13 protein-coding genes and 1 pseudogene are annotated in these 14,506 nt (G+C 71.5%); 3 read left to right on the forward strand and 11 right to left on the reverse strand.

Translation table 11 applies throughout. The annotated features are described in order from the left end of the window. Nucleotides 1-128: 128 nt before the first annotated feature. Together ACTRO_RS38130 and ACTRO_RS38135 are read right to left on the reverse strand one after the other, a co-directional pair. Entirely contained in the window at nucleotides 129-2,027 is a 1,899-nt protein-coding gene (locus ACTRO_RS38130) for a pectate lyase family protein (protein WP_084316851.1), read from the reverse strand. A gap of 191 nt (nucleotides 2,028-2,218) precedes the next feature. Then, nucleotides 2,219-3,448, reverse strand: coding sequence for a tetratricopeptide repeat protein (locus ACTRO_RS38135; RefSeq protein WP_063628147.1), 1,230 nt, complete (start codon nucleotides 3,446-3,448; stop codon nucleotides 2,219-2,221). A 196-nt stretch (nucleotides 3,449-3,644) separates the two neighbouring features. Between ACTRO_RS38135 and ACTRO_RS38140 the strand changes: the two genes are divergently transcribed. Further along, nucleotides 3,645-5,000, forward strand: a complete 1,356-nt coding sequence (locus tag ACTRO_RS38140) for an extracellular catalytic domain type 1 short-chain-length polyhydroxyalkanoate depolymerase (protein WP_034271124.1) — start codon at nucleotides 3,645-3,647, stop codon at nucleotides 4,998-5,000. On the opposite strand, the gene ACTRO_RS50115 is transcribed toward ACTRO_RS38140, so the two are convergent. After that, the gene (locus tag ACTRO_RS50115) at nucleotides 4,984-5,226 is read right to left on the reverse strand and encodes a hypothetical protein (protein WP_245594611.1); all 243 of its coding nucleotides are present in this window, start codon (nucleotides 5,224-5,226) and stop codon (nucleotides 4,984-4,986) included. The genes ACTRO_RS38140 and ACTRO_RS50115 overlap by 17 nt on opposite strands. Here ACTRO_RS50115 and ACTRO_RS51595 point away from each other — a divergent pair. Next, nucleotides 5,195-5,566, forward strand: a pseudogene (locus tag ACTRO_RS51595) (alpha/beta fold hydrolase); the annotation flags it as partial. The gene ACTRO_RS50115 and the pseudogene ACTRO_RS51595 sit on opposite strands and share 32 nt — an antisense overlap. Before the next feature lie 124 nt (nucleotides 5,567-5,690). Here ACTRO_RS51595 and ACTRO_RS38150 read toward each other — a convergent pair. The 7 genes from ACTRO_RS38150 to ACTRO_RS38180 form a co-directional block, all read right to left on the reverse strand. Next, entirely contained in the window at nucleotides 5,691-6,257 is a 567-nt protein-coding gene (locus ACTRO_RS38150) for a YciI family protein (protein WP_034271128.1), read from the reverse strand. A gap of 22 nt (nucleotides 6,258-6,279) precedes the next feature. Further along, the gene (locus tag ACTRO_RS38155; RefSeq protein ID WP_034271131.1) at nucleotides 6,280-7,545 is read right to left on the reverse strand and encodes an FAD-binding protein; all 1,266 of its coding nucleotides are present in this window, start codon (nucleotides 7,543-7,545) and stop codon (nucleotides 6,280-6,282) included. 176 nt (nucleotides 7,546-7,721) lie between these two features. Beyond that, a complete protein-coding gene (locus tag ACTRO_RS38160; protein ID WP_034271134.1) occupies nucleotides 7,722-8,672 on the reverse strand; it encodes a pseudouridine-5'-phosphate glycosidase in 951 nt (316 codons plus the stop codon). Then, a complete protein-coding gene (locus ACTRO_RS38165; protein ID WP_034271137.1) occupies nucleotides 8,669-9,856 on the reverse strand; it encodes a carbohydrate kinase in 1,188 nt (395 codons plus the stop codon). Before ACTRO_RS38165 ends, ACTRO_RS38160 begins: the two co-directional genes overlap by 4 nt. Nucleotides 9,857-9,905: 49 nt before the next feature. Then, nucleotides 9,906-10,661 (reverse strand): class I SAM-dependent methyltransferase, encoded by a 756-nt coding sequence (locus ACTRO_RS38170; protein ID WP_211244550.1) that lies wholly within the window; start codon nucleotides 10,659-10,661, stop codon nucleotides 9,906-9,908. Further along, nucleotides 10,658-11,590 (reverse strand): oxygenase MpaB family protein, encoded by a 933-nt coding sequence (locus ACTRO_RS38175; protein ID WP_051452032.1) that lies wholly within the window; start codon nucleotides 11,588-11,590, stop codon nucleotides 10,658-10,660. The genes ACTRO_RS38170 and ACTRO_RS38175 overlap by 4 nt, the downstream gene beginning before the upstream one ends. A 50-nt stretch (nucleotides 11,591-11,640) precedes the next feature. Further along, nucleotides 11,641-13,035: an aspartate ammonia-lyase gene (locus ACTRO_RS38180; RefSeq protein WP_034278628.1), complete on the reverse strand. Its 1,395-nt coding sequence runs from the start codon at nucleotides 13,033-13,035 to the stop codon at nucleotides 11,641-11,643. A gap of 46 nt (nucleotides 13,036-13,081) precedes the next feature. Here ACTRO_RS38180 and ACTRO_RS38185 point away from each other — a divergent pair, with 46 nt between their 5' ends. After that, on the forward strand, nucleotides 13,082-13,549 hold the full coding sequence (locus ACTRO_RS38185; protein ID WP_034271140.1) for a PPOX class F420-dependent oxidoreductase: 468 nt from the start codon (nucleotides 13,082-13,084) through the stop codon (nucleotides 13,547-13,549). Nucleotides 13,550-13,580: 31 nt separating this feature from the next. On the opposite strand, the gene ACTRO_RS38190 is transcribed toward ACTRO_RS38185, so the two are convergent. Beyond that, entirely contained in the window at nucleotides 13,581-14,372 is a 792-nt protein-coding gene (locus ACTRO_RS38190) for a hypothetical protein (protein WP_034271143.1), read from the reverse strand. Between the last annotated feature and the right edge of the window lie 134 nt (nucleotides 14,373-14,506).

Below are 14,506 nucleotides of genomic sequence, written 5' to 3' on the forward strand. Positions count from 1 at the left end.
AAGTCTAGCATGGTCGCCCGGTCGGGTGCCCGCCCGCATCCTTCACGCAGCAGGCGATCGCCCCGCCGGCGTTCTCGGCCGGCGGGGCGATCGCCTCACGCGGTGTCAGTGCCCTGTCGGGCCGTTCCTCACGGGTAGGAGACCAGGTCGCTCGGACCGCCGAAGGTCGAGCTCACCGGCGCGCCGGTGCCGTTGATCACCGACTCGATCCCGCCGGAACCGTTGAGGAACACGGTCAGGATGTCGTGGAACTGCACGTTGGGCGAGTCCGGCGCCTCGATGGCCATCGAGTTCTCGATCGGCACACCCTGGTTGAAGTAGGAGTAGACGCCCATGCCGTAGCCCTGGAACGACTTCACCGACTTCGGCAGGTAGAACGCCGGGTAGCCGTCCTGGGTCGGACCGGCCATCCACGCGCTCTGGCTCGGCACGTCGTACGGGTTCTCGTTCTGGAAGAAGAGCACGGTGCCGCCCTGCCCGGTCCACACCGTCTCATACTTCTGATAGTGCTCGACCGCCAGGCCGTACGCGGTCACGTCGTCGCCGCCGACCACCAGGCCGGTGTCCGCGGTGTCGGACGTCCACGAGCCGCCGCCGGCGCCGTGGTCGGCACGCCAGGACCACACGTCGTCGATGATCGAGTCGCTGGCGTCGTCGATGAACGCGGTCTTGACCGAGCCGGCCTCCTCGCCGCCGACGCGGAAGAAGACGTCGTCGATGGTGGTCGGGTCGGACTTGTACCAGGACAGCGAGGCGCTGCCGGGCAGGCCGTGCAGGTCGAGCAGGGAGGAGGAGGTCACCGGTCCGGCGTCGAAGATGAGTCCGGACAGGTTCACTCCGGGCAGGCCCGTGACGTCCATGGTGACGTTGCCCCGGGTCGGGATCAGGGTCGGGAAGCCCAGGCCGACGATCTTGGTGTCCGGCCACAGCACGTGGATCGTGGACGGCACCTGGTAGACGCCCGGGGTGTAGAGCAGGTTCTTGCCGAGCGCCAGCGCCAGGTTGATCTGCGCCACCGAGGTCGCCGGCTGCACGACGAAGAACGAGCTCAGCGGCAGCGAGCTGCCCGGAGTCGAACCGTTCGCCCAGCTGGGACCGCTGCTCGAGGTCTGCACCGAGGGCACGAACACGTTGTAGTGGCCGGCCGAGTCGGTGTAGAGGTACGGCTCCTCGCGCGTGGTGGGGCAGGTGTCGAGCGTGGTGTACGGCGCCGGGCCGCCGGCGTCGCCGGCGTTCGGCGCGAACGACTGGGCCGGTGCGCCCGGGTCGCCGCAGAACACCTGGTTCCACACCCCGTTCGACCAGCCGTCGAGCGCGCTGTCGCGGGTGATGTACTGCTGCTGCGAGCCGTTGACCACGGTCCCGCCGGTGAACGACGAGTCGGCGATGAACCCGCCGCTGGCGTAGTCCGGCGAGCCGTCGCAGTAGTCCATCAGCGTCACGCCGCCGTTGACCGCGACCCGTCGCATCGGCGCGGCCTGGGAGACGGCCCAGAACTCGGTGTTGCCGGTGCAGCCGGAGCCGCCGGCCACGTCGACGGTCAGGTTGGAGAGCGAGCGCCAGAAGTTCTCCAGCGCGAAGCACTGGGTCTGGTCGCCGTTGGTGCACTGGTTGAAGACGTCGGCCTGTCCCACGATCGTGGTGTCGGACGGATTCTTGCCCAGACCGGCCACCTCGGTGTAGTAGCCGACCTGGAACACCAGCGGATCCGCGGTGGACCCGTAGGTGCCCGGTTCGAACAGCAGCGCGTAGCGCTGGGTGCCGAACTGGTTGGGGATCTGCTGGGCGGCGATGGCGTCGAGCGTGGACTGGATCGAGCTCTGCGACATCGACGGGTTGAACACGTAGACGTTCGGGCCGAGCGGGCCGCCCGTGGTGGACGGCGCCACCGCGGCCGCGGTGCCCGTGTCGGCCGAAGCCGCCGGGGCGAGCACCGGCGCGGCACTCAGGCCGATCCCGGCCGTCAGCGCGACCAGCAGGCGTGCGAGCCGCCTGGTCGGGTGCGGCGTTCGTGGCCCGGGTATCACCGAACTAAGCCTCACTGCTTGTTTCCGCCTTTCCAGGGCGCGGAGCACCGATGCTCCGCGAGGAAGAGGAGAAGCTTGGAGAGCGCTCTCTTGGGCGACCAGTGAACTCTCCGAACCCTGATGGCGTCAAGAGCCGACCGCCCCTCGGGCGGCCGGGCGGAAGCCCTGGTCAGCTCAATCAGGACTCTGAATCAGTCCGTGTCCTCGGCCGGGCTCGCGGCGCGCTGCCAGACCTGCGCCGACGCCGCGCGCACGGCCTCGAAGCCGGGCGGCAGGTCGGCCAGCTCGGCGAGCTGCGGATGCGCCTGGACCAGGCAGTGCATGCAGCTGACGACGGCGGCGTCCGCCTCGGCCGGCGAGTGCTCGTCGAGCACCTGCCAGGATCCATCGGCATCATGGCTGACGAAGTACGGCTCCGCCTGACCGGTCAGCAGGCTGCGATGTGCGATGACGCCCAGATTCTCCGGGAAGACGCCGTCCGGGAACGGCCACGGCAGGAACCGTTCGACCTCGCGCGCGTGTTCCTGCGCGCCGCCCGCCGTGTGCGGCAGCAGGTCAGAGCCCTTCTCTCGGACGCGGGTCGCCGCGCGAGCAGGATCGGCCGCCACCCACGCGTCGAGCAGCCCGCGCAGAGTGTCCTCGTCAGGTGCGGGGATGAGGACGTCGAACTCGCCCCCGGTGGACTGCTCCTGCTCCAGTTCGATGGCGCCCTCGCTCTCCTCCCGCGGATGCAGGATGAGCGATGTGCTCGTCTCCAGCGTCAGCCCGACGGCGTCGAGCGATTCCCACAGCGCGTCCATGTCGTCGGGGCCGGGGCAGGACAGGTGGACGCTGAAGGTAGGCGTCTGCGATTCCCGCCAGAGCAGCAGCTCTTCGAAGACCGGATAGCGCCTTCCCTCGACGAAGCGCTCTCCCTTCGGCGCACCGTCGTGCAGGACGATCTCGCCGAAGCGCCGATCGCCGAAGGGCACGGAGGTGACCTGGACGCGGGTCGGACAGATCCGGCGTCCCCAGAGCACTTCGCGTCGTCCGCCGCCGGCGTCGACGCGGACGCAGGTGAGGCCGAAGTCGCCTTCGATCTCGCCCTCTCCCGGCGGCAGCTCGATGCCGTAGCCGCGCCAGGCCGCCCGCGCGACCGCCCAATCACCCAGGATCGTCGCCGCGATGCCCAGGTTCCAGAAGGCCGGATCGTGCTTGCCGGTCTCCGCCCGCGCCGTCGCCTGCAAGCCGAGTTCGTAGGCCTTGGGCCAGTTCCGCAGGAACTTGTAGGCCAGCGCCGCGTCGAACCACCACGCGTGGCTGTCCGGGCCGTCCGGTCGCAGGGCCAGAAGCTGCTCGTAGAACGCGGCCGACGACTCCCACTGCTCGGCCGCCCAAGCCGCCCGCGCCTGCTCGAACAGCCGCTTCTCGATCTCGTCCATGCCCCGCCCGCTCTGTCCGTGCTTGTCAGCCTTCGATCAATGCCGTCGCCGCCCGAAGGTATCAGCCGGGGCGTGTCGGTCGGCACCAGGTGCGGCCGGTCCGCTGTGTACGCCGTCGCCATCGACCGGCCGCCCACGCGGGGCCTACGTTCTGCCGGAACCAGCCGCGTCCCGCCCCAATGGAGAGGCAGAACTCGTGCACCAGCAGCCCACTCATCACCCACACCACACCCCGCAGCCCGTCGCCCGGGCCGTCTCCGCGGTGGCCGTCGTCCTCGCCGTCCTCGCGGCGATGCTCTACGCCGTCGGCACCGCGACTCCCGCGCTCGCCAACACTTCCACGCTCACCCAGGTCGGCTCGTTCGGCGCCAACCCGGGCGCACTGCAGATGTACGACTACGTGCCCACCACGGCTGCCGCCAACGCGCCGCTGGTGATCGCGCTGCACGGCTGCACCCAGAGCGCGAACGACTACTACAGCGACTCCGGTTGGCCCAAGTACGCCGACTTGTGGGGCTTCGATGTCGTCTTCCCGCAGCAGACCTCGAGCAACAACAGCGAGGAATGCTTCGACTGGTTCACTCCTTCGGACGATTCGAGGGGTGACGGCGAGGCCGCGTCGATCATCCAGATGGTCGATTACATGGAGGCGCACTACTCGATCAACCCCTCTCGGATCTACGTCACCGGGCTCTCCGCCGGCGCCGGCATGACCGCCGACCTGCTCGCCGACTACCCCGACGTCTTCGCCTCCGGCTCCATCGACTCCGGCCTGCCGGCCCAGTGCGCGACGAGCCAGACCGTCGCCTACACCTGCATGGACAGCGCCGTGAGCAAGACCGTCGCGCAGTGGGCCGCCCTGGCGAAGAACTCCGACCCCGGATACACCGGCACCTGGCCGACCGTGCAGATCTGGCAGGGCAGCGCGGACTACACCGTCAGCACCTCGAACTTCACCGAGCTGATGGACCAGTGGACCGGCGTATGGGGAGTGAGCCAGACCGCCTCGTCCACCGCGACCCTGACCGGCGGCACGACGGAAAGCATCTACGACAACGCGGCGGGCGCGCCGGTCGTCGAGACGTTCTCCGTCTCCGGCATGGGGCACGGCCTGGCCGTCAGCCCGGGCTCGGGCACCGACGACTGCGGCGCGACGGGTGCGTACTTCCTGAGCTACATCTGCTCGTCGTACTACACGGCGCTGTTCTGGGGCCTGAACTCGACGAGCGCGTCGACGAGCCCGTCCGCCTCCCCGTCGGTCTCCGCGTCCGCGTCCCCGTCGGTCTCCGCGTCCGCGTCCGCGTCCCCGTCCGCTTCGGCCTCTGCCTCGCACTCGGCGTCGGCGTCCGCCAGCGCGTCTTCCACGTACGCGACGAGCTGCTACACCGCGAGCAACTATGCGCAGACCACCGCCGGCCGGGCCTATCAGTCCGGTGGCTACGCCTATGCCAACGGTTCCAACCAGAAGATGGGGCTGTGGAACACGTTCTACGTCACCAGTCTCGAGGAGACCTCGCCGAACTACTACATCATTGTCAGTGCCTGCCCGTAAGCTCACGAATAGACAGGTTCTCCCGTGAAAGGAGCAGGCTGATGGTGCGCGAGAGCGTCAGCGTGGAGGTGCCGCTGCCTCCCGGTCCGGCCGCATACGCGGTCACGCGTTGGCCGGCGGTCGGCGCGCCGGAGGGCGCACCGGCGTTGGTGGCCGCACACGGCATCGCCGCCAACTCGCTCACCTGGGCGCCGGTGGCGTCGAAGCTGCCTGACGTGGACGTCATCGCGCCGGACCTGCGCGGCCGCGGGCTCAGCCGCGAGGTCGGCGGGCCGTACGGCATGGCCGTGCACGCCGACGACCTCGTCCGCGCGATGGACCACCTCGGCGTCGAGCGTGCGGTGGTCGCCGGGCACTCGATGGGCGGTTGGATCGCCACCGTCGCCGCGGTCAGGCATCCGGACCGGTTTACCGGCGTCCTGCTGATCGACGGCGGGCTCGGCTTCCCGCTGCCGGCCGAGGTGGATCTCGAGGCGCTGCTCGAGGGCATGCTCGGCCCCGTGATGCGCAAACTGCGCAGCACGTTCGCCTCGCGCGAGGAGTTCCTCGAACCTTGGCGCACGCACCCCGCGTTCGCCGGAGCGTGGACGCCCGAGATAGAGGCGTATCTGAACCGCGACATAGTCGGCGCGGGCGCCCCCGCCACGGCGGCCGACCGGCCGGCCCGCAGGTATCAGTGCGCGCCGACGGTCAGGACGGTCGTCCCCCGAACTGCCAGTTGTGGACTTCGATGTCGGCGTAGCGGTCGGCATCGTCGCCCTCGGCTAAGACGGCGCGCGCGGCTTCCGGGCTCGGCGCCCGCAGCAGCGCCGCGGTGCCGAGCCACGTCGCGCCGTCGTCAGACAGGAGTGGTCCGTAGGCGATCAGATCATCGAGATCGGGTGCCGCCGCGGGGGAGCCGGCGGGCTGCGGAGTGCCGAGGCCCAGCACGAGGTACCGGTTGCCGCCCGATCGTCCGCCGGGGAAGTCCCACATGGTGCGGCCCAGCAGGTTGTGCCACCGCCGCAGCAGCACGTCCCGGTACACGCCGGCCTGGTAGTTCGGCTCGTCGAAGGCGAACGCACGGGCCGCGGCGGCATCCGGCAGGTCGACGACGTGCACGCTGCCGGTCGCCGCCTCACCGTCGTCGGTGAGCGTAGGTCCGCGCGCGATCAGCTCCTTCGCGTACTGATCCATGTAGGACCAGTGCCGCTCGACCAGCTCATCGCGCAGCGCGTTGGAATCGGGCCGGTCGCGGTGATAACAGAAGAACTCCATGGCGACAGCCTCTCGTCGGAACTCAAGCTCGCGGAAAGAGCCCCGCTACGAACGGGTTGCGGAACTTCCCGGCCGGGTCGTAGCGGTCGATCAGGGCGTTGAAGTCCTGCGCCCGCTCGTACGTCGGCAGCGCCGCGGCGGGACCGGAGAGGAAGACCTTGCCCCAGTGCGGCCGGGCGCCGAGGGGGAGCAGCGCGTGCTCCACCGAGGAGAGCACCGGCGCGACGGCGGCGAGGTCGGCGATCCAGGTGAAGTGCAGCGCCACCGCGTCGCGGCGGTAGCACGGGCTCAGCCACAGCTCGTCCGCGGCGATCGTGCGGATCTCCGAGATCTGCAGCACCCGCGCGACCGCGGTGCCGAGTTCGCGGACTGCTTCGAAGGCCTCCGCGGCGCGCTCGCGCGGGACGAAGAACTCGGACTGCAGCTCCTTGCCGCTGCTCGGCGTGAACTCGGGCCGGAAGTGCGGCAGGCGCTCGTGCCACGGACCCGGCACGGCCAGCTGCGCCGTGCAGTTCTCCGTCGGCATACCCGGCACCGGGTGGGTCGGCTCGGTGGCGAGCGTGCCGCCGAGCCATTCCGGCTGCGGCTGCTCGAAGCCGCCGTCCGCGCCGGCGCGCAGTTTGCGCCACACCGAGACTTTGCCGCTGCCCCAGTCGGTGAACCCGCTCACGCTGTATCCGGAGGCGAACACCTCGGCCTGGTGCGCCGTCAGCTCGGCCAGCGGGACGTCGTGGTACACGTGCTGCGCGACCTCGAACGTGGGCTCCACGTCGATGGTCAGGTGGGTGACGGCGCCGAGGGCGCCGAGCGCCACCACCGCGCCGTCGAAGCCCTCGGACTCGCCCCGCGTCAGCTCGGCGACTTCGCCGTCCGCCGTCACCATCCGTATGCCGCGCACGTACGCAGCCAGGTTCTGGTTGCCGTCGCCGGAGCCGTGCGTGGCCGTCGCGACGGCGCCGGCCAGCGAGATGTGCGGAAGCGAAGGCAGGTTCGGCAGGGCCAGCCCGGCCGCGTGCAGCTGCTCGGCGATCTCCGCCAGGCGCAGGCCGGCCGCGACGGTGGCGCTGCGGCGGTCGGCGGCGATCTCGACCTCGGCGGGCAGCGCGTCGATACGCACCAGGTCGCCGTCGGTGTCGGCCACGCGGTTGAACGAGTGGCCCGTGCCGAGCACCCGCACCCGCCCGGCCGCGGCCACGATCCCGCGCAGCTCGTCGAGCGTGCTCGGGCGGTGCACCCGCGCCGCACGGAAGTCGACGTTGCCCGCCCAGTTGCGGATCGGCTCGCTCATCAGACAGGCCCTTCATGCGGTGTGCTGCGGGTGGTGCGTGCTCCCTGCGCCGCCGACGGATCAAGGCGGCAGTGATCAGCCTGTCCTGTTCCGGCCGCCCGCGTCAACGCCGAGCCCGGCTGCGGAGCCCGGCTGCGGAGCGCGACGTCGACGCGGCGTGGGCGGCTCGCGGCCGGTCAGACCCGCGGGGTCGCGATCGCGGCGGCGTACTCCTTCGCGATCGCCGCGCCGAGCCGGGCGTTGTTCTTCACCAGCGCGATGTTCGCGCGCAGGCTCTCGCCCGCGGTGATCTCCACGATCCGGCCGAGCAGGTAGGGCGTGGCCTCCTTGCCCTTGATCCCCTTGGCGTCCATGTCCCGCAGCGCCTGGTCGATGATCGCGTCGATCTCGTCCGCCGGGATCTCGTCGGCCTCCGGGATCGGGTTGGCGATGTCGAGGCCGCCGCGGATGCCGAGGTCCCACTTGGTGCGCATGATGGCGGCGAGTTCGGCGGGGGTGTCCGCGCGCATGGGCGCGGGGAAGCCGCTGCGGCGGGAGAAGAACGCCGGGAACTCGTCCGTGCCGTAGCCGATCACCGGCACGCCGAGGGTCTCGAGCGTCTCCAGGGTCAGCCCGATGTCCAGGATCGACTTCACGCCGGCGCTGACCACCGCCACGTCGGTCTGGGCGAGCTCGGTCAGGTCCGCGCTCACGTCGAAGGTCTGCTGGGCGCCGCGGTGCACGCCGCCGAGGCCGCCGGTGACGAAGGTGCGGATGCCGGCCAGCGCGGCCAGCCGCATCGTCGCGGCGACGGTGGTGGCGCCGTGCTGTCCGCGGGCGATGACGTAGGGCAGATCGCGCAGGCTGACCTTCGCCACGTCGGCGTCGGTGGCCAGCAGTTCGAGGTCCTCCGGCGTCAGGCCGATCCGCGGCGTGCCGCCGAGCACGGCGATGGTGGCCGGGACGGCGCCGCCGTCCCGGATGATCTGCTCGACCTCGGTGGCCATCGCCACGTTCTGCGGGTAGGGCATGCCGTGGCTGATGATCGTGCTCTCCAGCGCGACGACCGGCCGCCCCTCGGCCAGCGCCGTGCGCACCTCCTCGGTCAGGACCAGGGCGGGGTGCGGGGTGTAGTGCGTCGTGTTCATCGCGGTTGCGTGCTTTCTCGTGCGCTGGGTGCGGGGATCGCTGGGGTGCGCTGCAAGGCCTCGTCGAGCAGACGCGCCGTCAGGTCGGGCCGGACGGTGTGCGTGCTCTGCAGGGTCAGCGCGGCGGCGGCGTGGCCGTGGCGGGCGGCTTCGGCGGGGCCGTGCCCGGCCAGGAGCGCGTAGGCGAACGCGGCGAGCATCGCGTCGCCGGCGCCGGTCACGTCCTGGACCTCGGCCGGGTCGGCGGCGAGCCGGTGCAGCTCGGCCGGGGCCTCGGCCTCGCCGCCGGGGCCGGGCGTGCGGGTGCTGAGCAGGCTGCCGCTCGCGCCGAGCCGGATCCACACGTGGCGCACACCGCGGTCGTGCAGGACGGCGGCGGCGTGCGCCAACGCGGCGTCCGTGTCGCCGACCTGCCCGTCGCCGGTGAGCGCGCGCAGCTCGTCGCGGTTCGGGGTCAGTGCGAAGATCGGCCTTGCGGGGCGCAGCAGCGGCGCGAGCCGCGCCGCCTTGGGCACGCTCACCGGGTCGACCACCACGCGCACGTCGCCGGCGTGGGCCAGGTCGAGCAGGTGCGCGGTGGTGGCGGCCGGCAGGTTGCCGTCGAGCACGAGCAACGCGGCGTGAGCGATCAGCTCGCGGGCTGAGCGCAGGTGCTCGGGGCGCAGGTCGTCGGTGGCGGTCATGTCGGCGACCGCCATCAGCAGCTCGCCGTCGGCGTCGAGGACGGCGGTGTAGCTGCCGGTCGGGTGCTCGCCGCGGTGCACGTGGTCGAGCAGCACGCCGGCCGCGCGGGTGTCGGCGAGCAGCCGCTCGCCGTAGGGGTCGCGGCCGATGGCGGCGATCAGCTGGGTGGGGGTGCCGAGGCGGGCGAGGTTCTCGGCGATGTTGCGGGCCACTCCGCCCGGGGTGGTCGAGGTGTGGCCGGGGTTGCTGGTGTGGGCGATGGCCGCGGCGCTGCTGCGGGCCTTGATGTCGAGGTTGGCGCCGCCGACCACCACGACCGGGGGCCGCTCGCTCAGGATGTAGCCGCGGCCGAGGATCACGCCCTTGCGTCCCAGGTTGGACAGGTGCACGTTCACCGCGGCGCGGCTGGAGCCGAGCCGCTCGGCGATCTCGGCCGGCGTGATCAGCGGCTCGCGTCGGAGCAGGTCGATGATCTCCTGCTCCCGGTCCGTCACTCCCATGCTTACAACACTAAAGCTCCTTTATTGATCTATGCAAACTGGCCGCGCCTCACTCCGGCAGCCGGTAGACCGTGACGTGCGAGGAGGAGTCCGCGGTGAACTCGCCGCCGTCCCAGTCGCTGTGCCGGCTCTCCAGCTCCAGCCCGGCCAGCTGCGCCATCAGGTCGAGCTCGGCCGGCCAGATGTACCGGTGCGGCGACCGGAACAGCCTCGCCTCCTTGCCCGCCCCGAAGTGGAAGTGATACGAGGTCACATGCTGGCTGACCACGTCGAAGCGGTCGATGCCGAAGTACTCGTCGGTGGTCTGGTACGCCACCGCCTGCAGGCCGGGCGCGAGCTGGCGCAGCTCGGGCACCCACAGCTCGATCACGAACCGGCCGCCGGGCTTCAGGTGCCGCGCCGCGTTGCGGAAGCAGGCGACCTGCTCGGCCTGGGTCAGCAGGTTCGAGATCGTGTTGAAGACCAGATAGACCAGCGCGTACGAGCCCTCTTCGCCCGCCGTCGCCTCGGACATGTCGCCGACCACGACCGGGATCCTCGCCTCGTCCACCTTCTCGCGCAGCCGGGCCACCATCGGCCGGGAGAACTCGATCCCGGACACCGGCACGCCGCGCTGCGCGAGCGGGATTCCGATCCGCCCGGTGCCGATCGCGAACTCGAGCGCCTTGCCCGGCCCGGCCAGCGCGGCCAGCCGGTCGACCGTCAGCCTGAGCACCTCCGGCGCGAACACGCCCTCGTTGGAGTCGTAGGTCTGGGCGGCTTCCTCGTCCCAGAGCCCTTCCTGGATCTCCTGCTTCTGATTCACGCCGACGATGATGTCGCGCCGCCGACGCGGGTGTCTAAGGCTTTTGCGTCGGCCGGCCGCGCGGCCCGCGCCCGGGCCGCCGCGGCGACCTCGGACGGCCCGCAGGCCCAGACCAGCACGGCGCTGAGCAGCCGCACGGCCGGACGGTCGATCAGGTGGCGCACCGGCGCGGGCCGGCGGATGCCGAGCTGCGCCCTGGCCCAGCCCGGCAGCACGCTGATCCCGCCGTTCATCAGGATCCTGGTCGCGGCGCGCTCGGCCGGGTCCCGGCCGAAGCCGCGCAGGAAGCCGACCGCCTCCACCGCGGCGGGGGTCGGCCGCAGCTGCGGGCGCATCCGCGCGAGGTACGCGTCCAGCTCGGCCATCGAGGTCGGCACCTCCAGCGCGCCGAGCCGCCGCGCGAGCAGAGCCGTCTCGGCCACGTACCGGTCGCGCTCCGCCGGGCTCAGCCTCCGGTCGCCGAAGGCCAGGTAGCCGGCCAGGAAGCAGCGGATCTCGGCGACGTGCACCCAGGTCAGCAGGGTCGGGTCCTCGGCGCTGTAGGGCGTGCCGTCCGGTGCGACCCCGTGGATGAACGTGTGCACCCTGCGCACCTTGGCGATCTGGGCCTCGGCGTCCGCGGTGGAGCCGAAGGCCGTCACCGTCACGTACCGGGCCGTGCGGTTGAGCCGCCCGAGCGGATCGGCCTTGTAGTCCGAGTGCTCGGCCACACCCGCCATCGCCAGCGGATGCAGCGACTGCAACATCAAGGCGCTGAAACCGCCGGTGAGCATGCCGGCCGGGTGCGCGTGCACGTCCCACACGACGCTGTCCGGGCCGAACAGGCCCGGATCGCCCGCGGGTTCGCTGTACCCCTCCAACCGGAGGTCACCGCCGTGCACCGTTTCGAGCACCTTGAGCCGTATTCGTTCGCGCACCTTGTCGAACACGGCGCCACCCCCTTCTTTGAAACCTCCTTCCAAGGTACTGAGCGGCCGCGCTACTGGGTAGGCCGGGTCATCTTGGCCACGTCGAGCAGTTCGTCGAGCCGGACGGCCGCCAGCGCCGCGTCGTCCCCGACCAGGCCGCGCTCGTAGACGACCTCGCGGATCGTCTTGCGCTCGGCGAGCGACTGCTTGGCGATCCGCGCCGCCTCCTCGTAGCCGAGCACGCGCGCGAGCGGAGTGACGATCGAGGTGGAGGACTCGGCGTACTCGAGGCAGCGCTCCCGGTTCGCGGTGATCCCGAGCACGCAGCGCTCGGCCAGCAGCCCGGTGCAGGACGAGAGCAGCCGGATCGACTCGAGCAGGTTCCGGGCCAGCATCGGCAGCATCACGTTGAGCTCGAACTCCCCGGACGCGCAGCCGAACGCGACCGCCGCGTCGTTGCCGATCACCTGCGCGCACACCATCCGCACGGCCTCCGGCAGCACCGGGTTGACCTTGCCCGGCATGATCGAGGAGCCCGGCTGCAGCTCCGGCAGCGCGATCTCGCCCAGGCCGGCCCGCGGGCCGGAGCCCATCCAGCGCAGGTCCCCGCAGATCTTCGCCAGCGACAACGCCACCACCCGCAGCTGCCCGGACGCCTCGGCCAGCACGTCCTGCCCGCCCTGCGCCTCGAAGTGGTCGGCCGCCTCGACCAGCGGCAGCCCGCTGTGCTTGGCCATCTCCCGGATCACGCCCTCGGCGAACCCGGGCGGGGCGTTGAGGCCGGTGCCGACGGCGGTGCCGCCCAGCGGCAGCTCGGCCAGCCGCGGCAGCAGCGTCCACAGCCGCTCCACGCCCCGGCTGATCTGCGCCGCGTAGCCGGCGAACTCCTGGCCGAGGGTGACCGGGGTGGCGTCCATCAGGTGGGTGCGCCCGGCCTTGACCACCTCCGCGAACTCGCCGGCCTTCGCCCCGAGGGCCGAGACGAGCCGCTCCAGCGCCGGGATCAGGTCATGGGTGAGCATCCCGACCGCGGCCACCCGGATGGCCGAGGGGAAGACGTCGTTCGAACTCTGCGAGGCGTTGACCTCGTCGTTGGGGTGCACCCTGCGGCCGAGCCGGTCCGAGGCGAGGGTGGCGACCACCTCGTTGGCGTTCATGTTCGAGGAGGTGCCGGACCCGGTCTGGAACACGTCCACCGGGAAGTGCTCGTCCCACCGCCCCTCGGCCACCTCGGCCGCCGCGGCCGCGATGGCCGCGCCGACCTCGGGCTCGAGCACGCCGAGCCGCACGTTGACCACCGCGGCGGCCTGTTTGATCAGTCCCAGGGCCCGGATGTGCGCGGGCTCGAGCGGTCTGCCGGAGATCGGGAAGTTGTGCACGGCGCGCTGCGTCTGCGCCTGCCATTTGGCGTGCGCGGGCACCCGCACCTCGCCCATCGAGTCGTGCTCGATCCGCTCCTGCGCCAGTTCGTCCACGTCCACCACCGTATCGGCGGATCGGTAGAATGCGGGCATGACGCGACGAGTGGCCACGAACACGACCGTCGGACGCGAGGACCTGCTCGCGTTCGTCCGCGACCGGCACAACGCGCTGGTGATCACCCGCCGCGCCGACGGCTCGCCCCAGGCCTCCCCGGTGACCTGCGGCGTCGACGAGCAGGGCCGCGTCGTGGTGTCGACCTACCCGCGGCGGGCCAAGGTCCGCAACGCCCGGCGCGATCCGCGGGTGAGCGTCGTCGTGCTCTCCGACTCCTTCGGCGACGCCTGGGTGCAGATCGACGGCACGGCCGAGCTGATCGACGCGGCCGAGGACGTCGAGCCGCTGGTGGACTACTTCCGCTGCATCGCGGGCGAGCACCCGGACTGGGACGAGTACCGCGAGGCGATGATCAAGCAGGGCAAGACCCTGCTGCGGATCACCCCGGAGCACTGGGGGCCGATCGCGACCGGCGGCTTCCCGGCCGAGCTCGCCGAGGACTGAGACCCGGCGGGCCCGGCGGCCTGAGCCCCGGTCAGATCGTCGGGCTCAGCGCAGGCTCCTGCGCCGCGGGCCCGCCGAGGGCGTTGCGCAACTCCGGCTGGCGCAGGCTGGTCATCCGCCGCCAGCCGCCGAGGCGCTCGGCCAGGTAGACCGCGCGGATCCCGGCGGCCAGCACGGCCGAGCGGGCCGTGGACCAGCCGAGCACGCGGCCCATGTGCGCCATCACGGCCAGGCTGACGTCGCGGTAGACCTCGATCTCGGCCAGCGCGGTCTTGCGCAGCAGCTGGTCGATGTGGGCCCGGCTGCCCTCGGCGGCCAGGCGCAGCAGCTCCTCGTGGCAGTAGGCCAGGTGCCGGTCCTCGTCGTCGCTGATCATCCGCACCGCGCGGCCGACCTGCGGGTCGTCGTGGAAGATCCGCTTGAGCAGCCGCATCTGCTCGCTCGCGCGCTGCTCGGTGACGCGGCTGTGGACCAGGTAGACGGTGACGTCGTGGTCGGTCAGCTGCTCGTCCCGGGCCAGCCGGGCGTGGGTCAGGCCGATGCGGCGGCGTTCGAGCAGCATGGTGTAGTCGGTCTCCGGGGGCACCTCGACCGGGTCGAGGCCGCGGTTGCGCATCAGGCCCTTGAAGATCCGCCCGTGCTTGTCCTCGTCCGCGCCGTGCCGGGCGATCTTCGGGGCGAGCCGGCGGTCGGTCACCAGCGCGGAGATCCGGCCGTTCTCCCACCCGCCCTGGCTCTCCCCGTTCATGGCGATGCTGCAGAACAGGCGGAAGGCCTCGTCGTTGCGATGGATCTGCTGGAAGATGCCTCTGGCCGTGAGCACCCGCGACCTCCTGCGTGCCATGAGGGCCGGCTGCCCTCGCTACCCGACATGGCGAGTAGAAGCCCGCGCGCTTCCCGCCGCAAGCGCTGAGCTACCCGTTCGGCCGAGGCCGCAGTATGCGGACTCGGCCGAAC

The sequence above is a fragment of the Actinospica robiniae DSM 44927 genome, from assembly GCF_000504285.1.
In the GTDB taxonomy this organism is placed as follows: Bacteria; Actinomycetota; Actinomycetes; order Streptomycetales; family Catenulisporaceae; genus Actinospica; species Actinospica robiniae.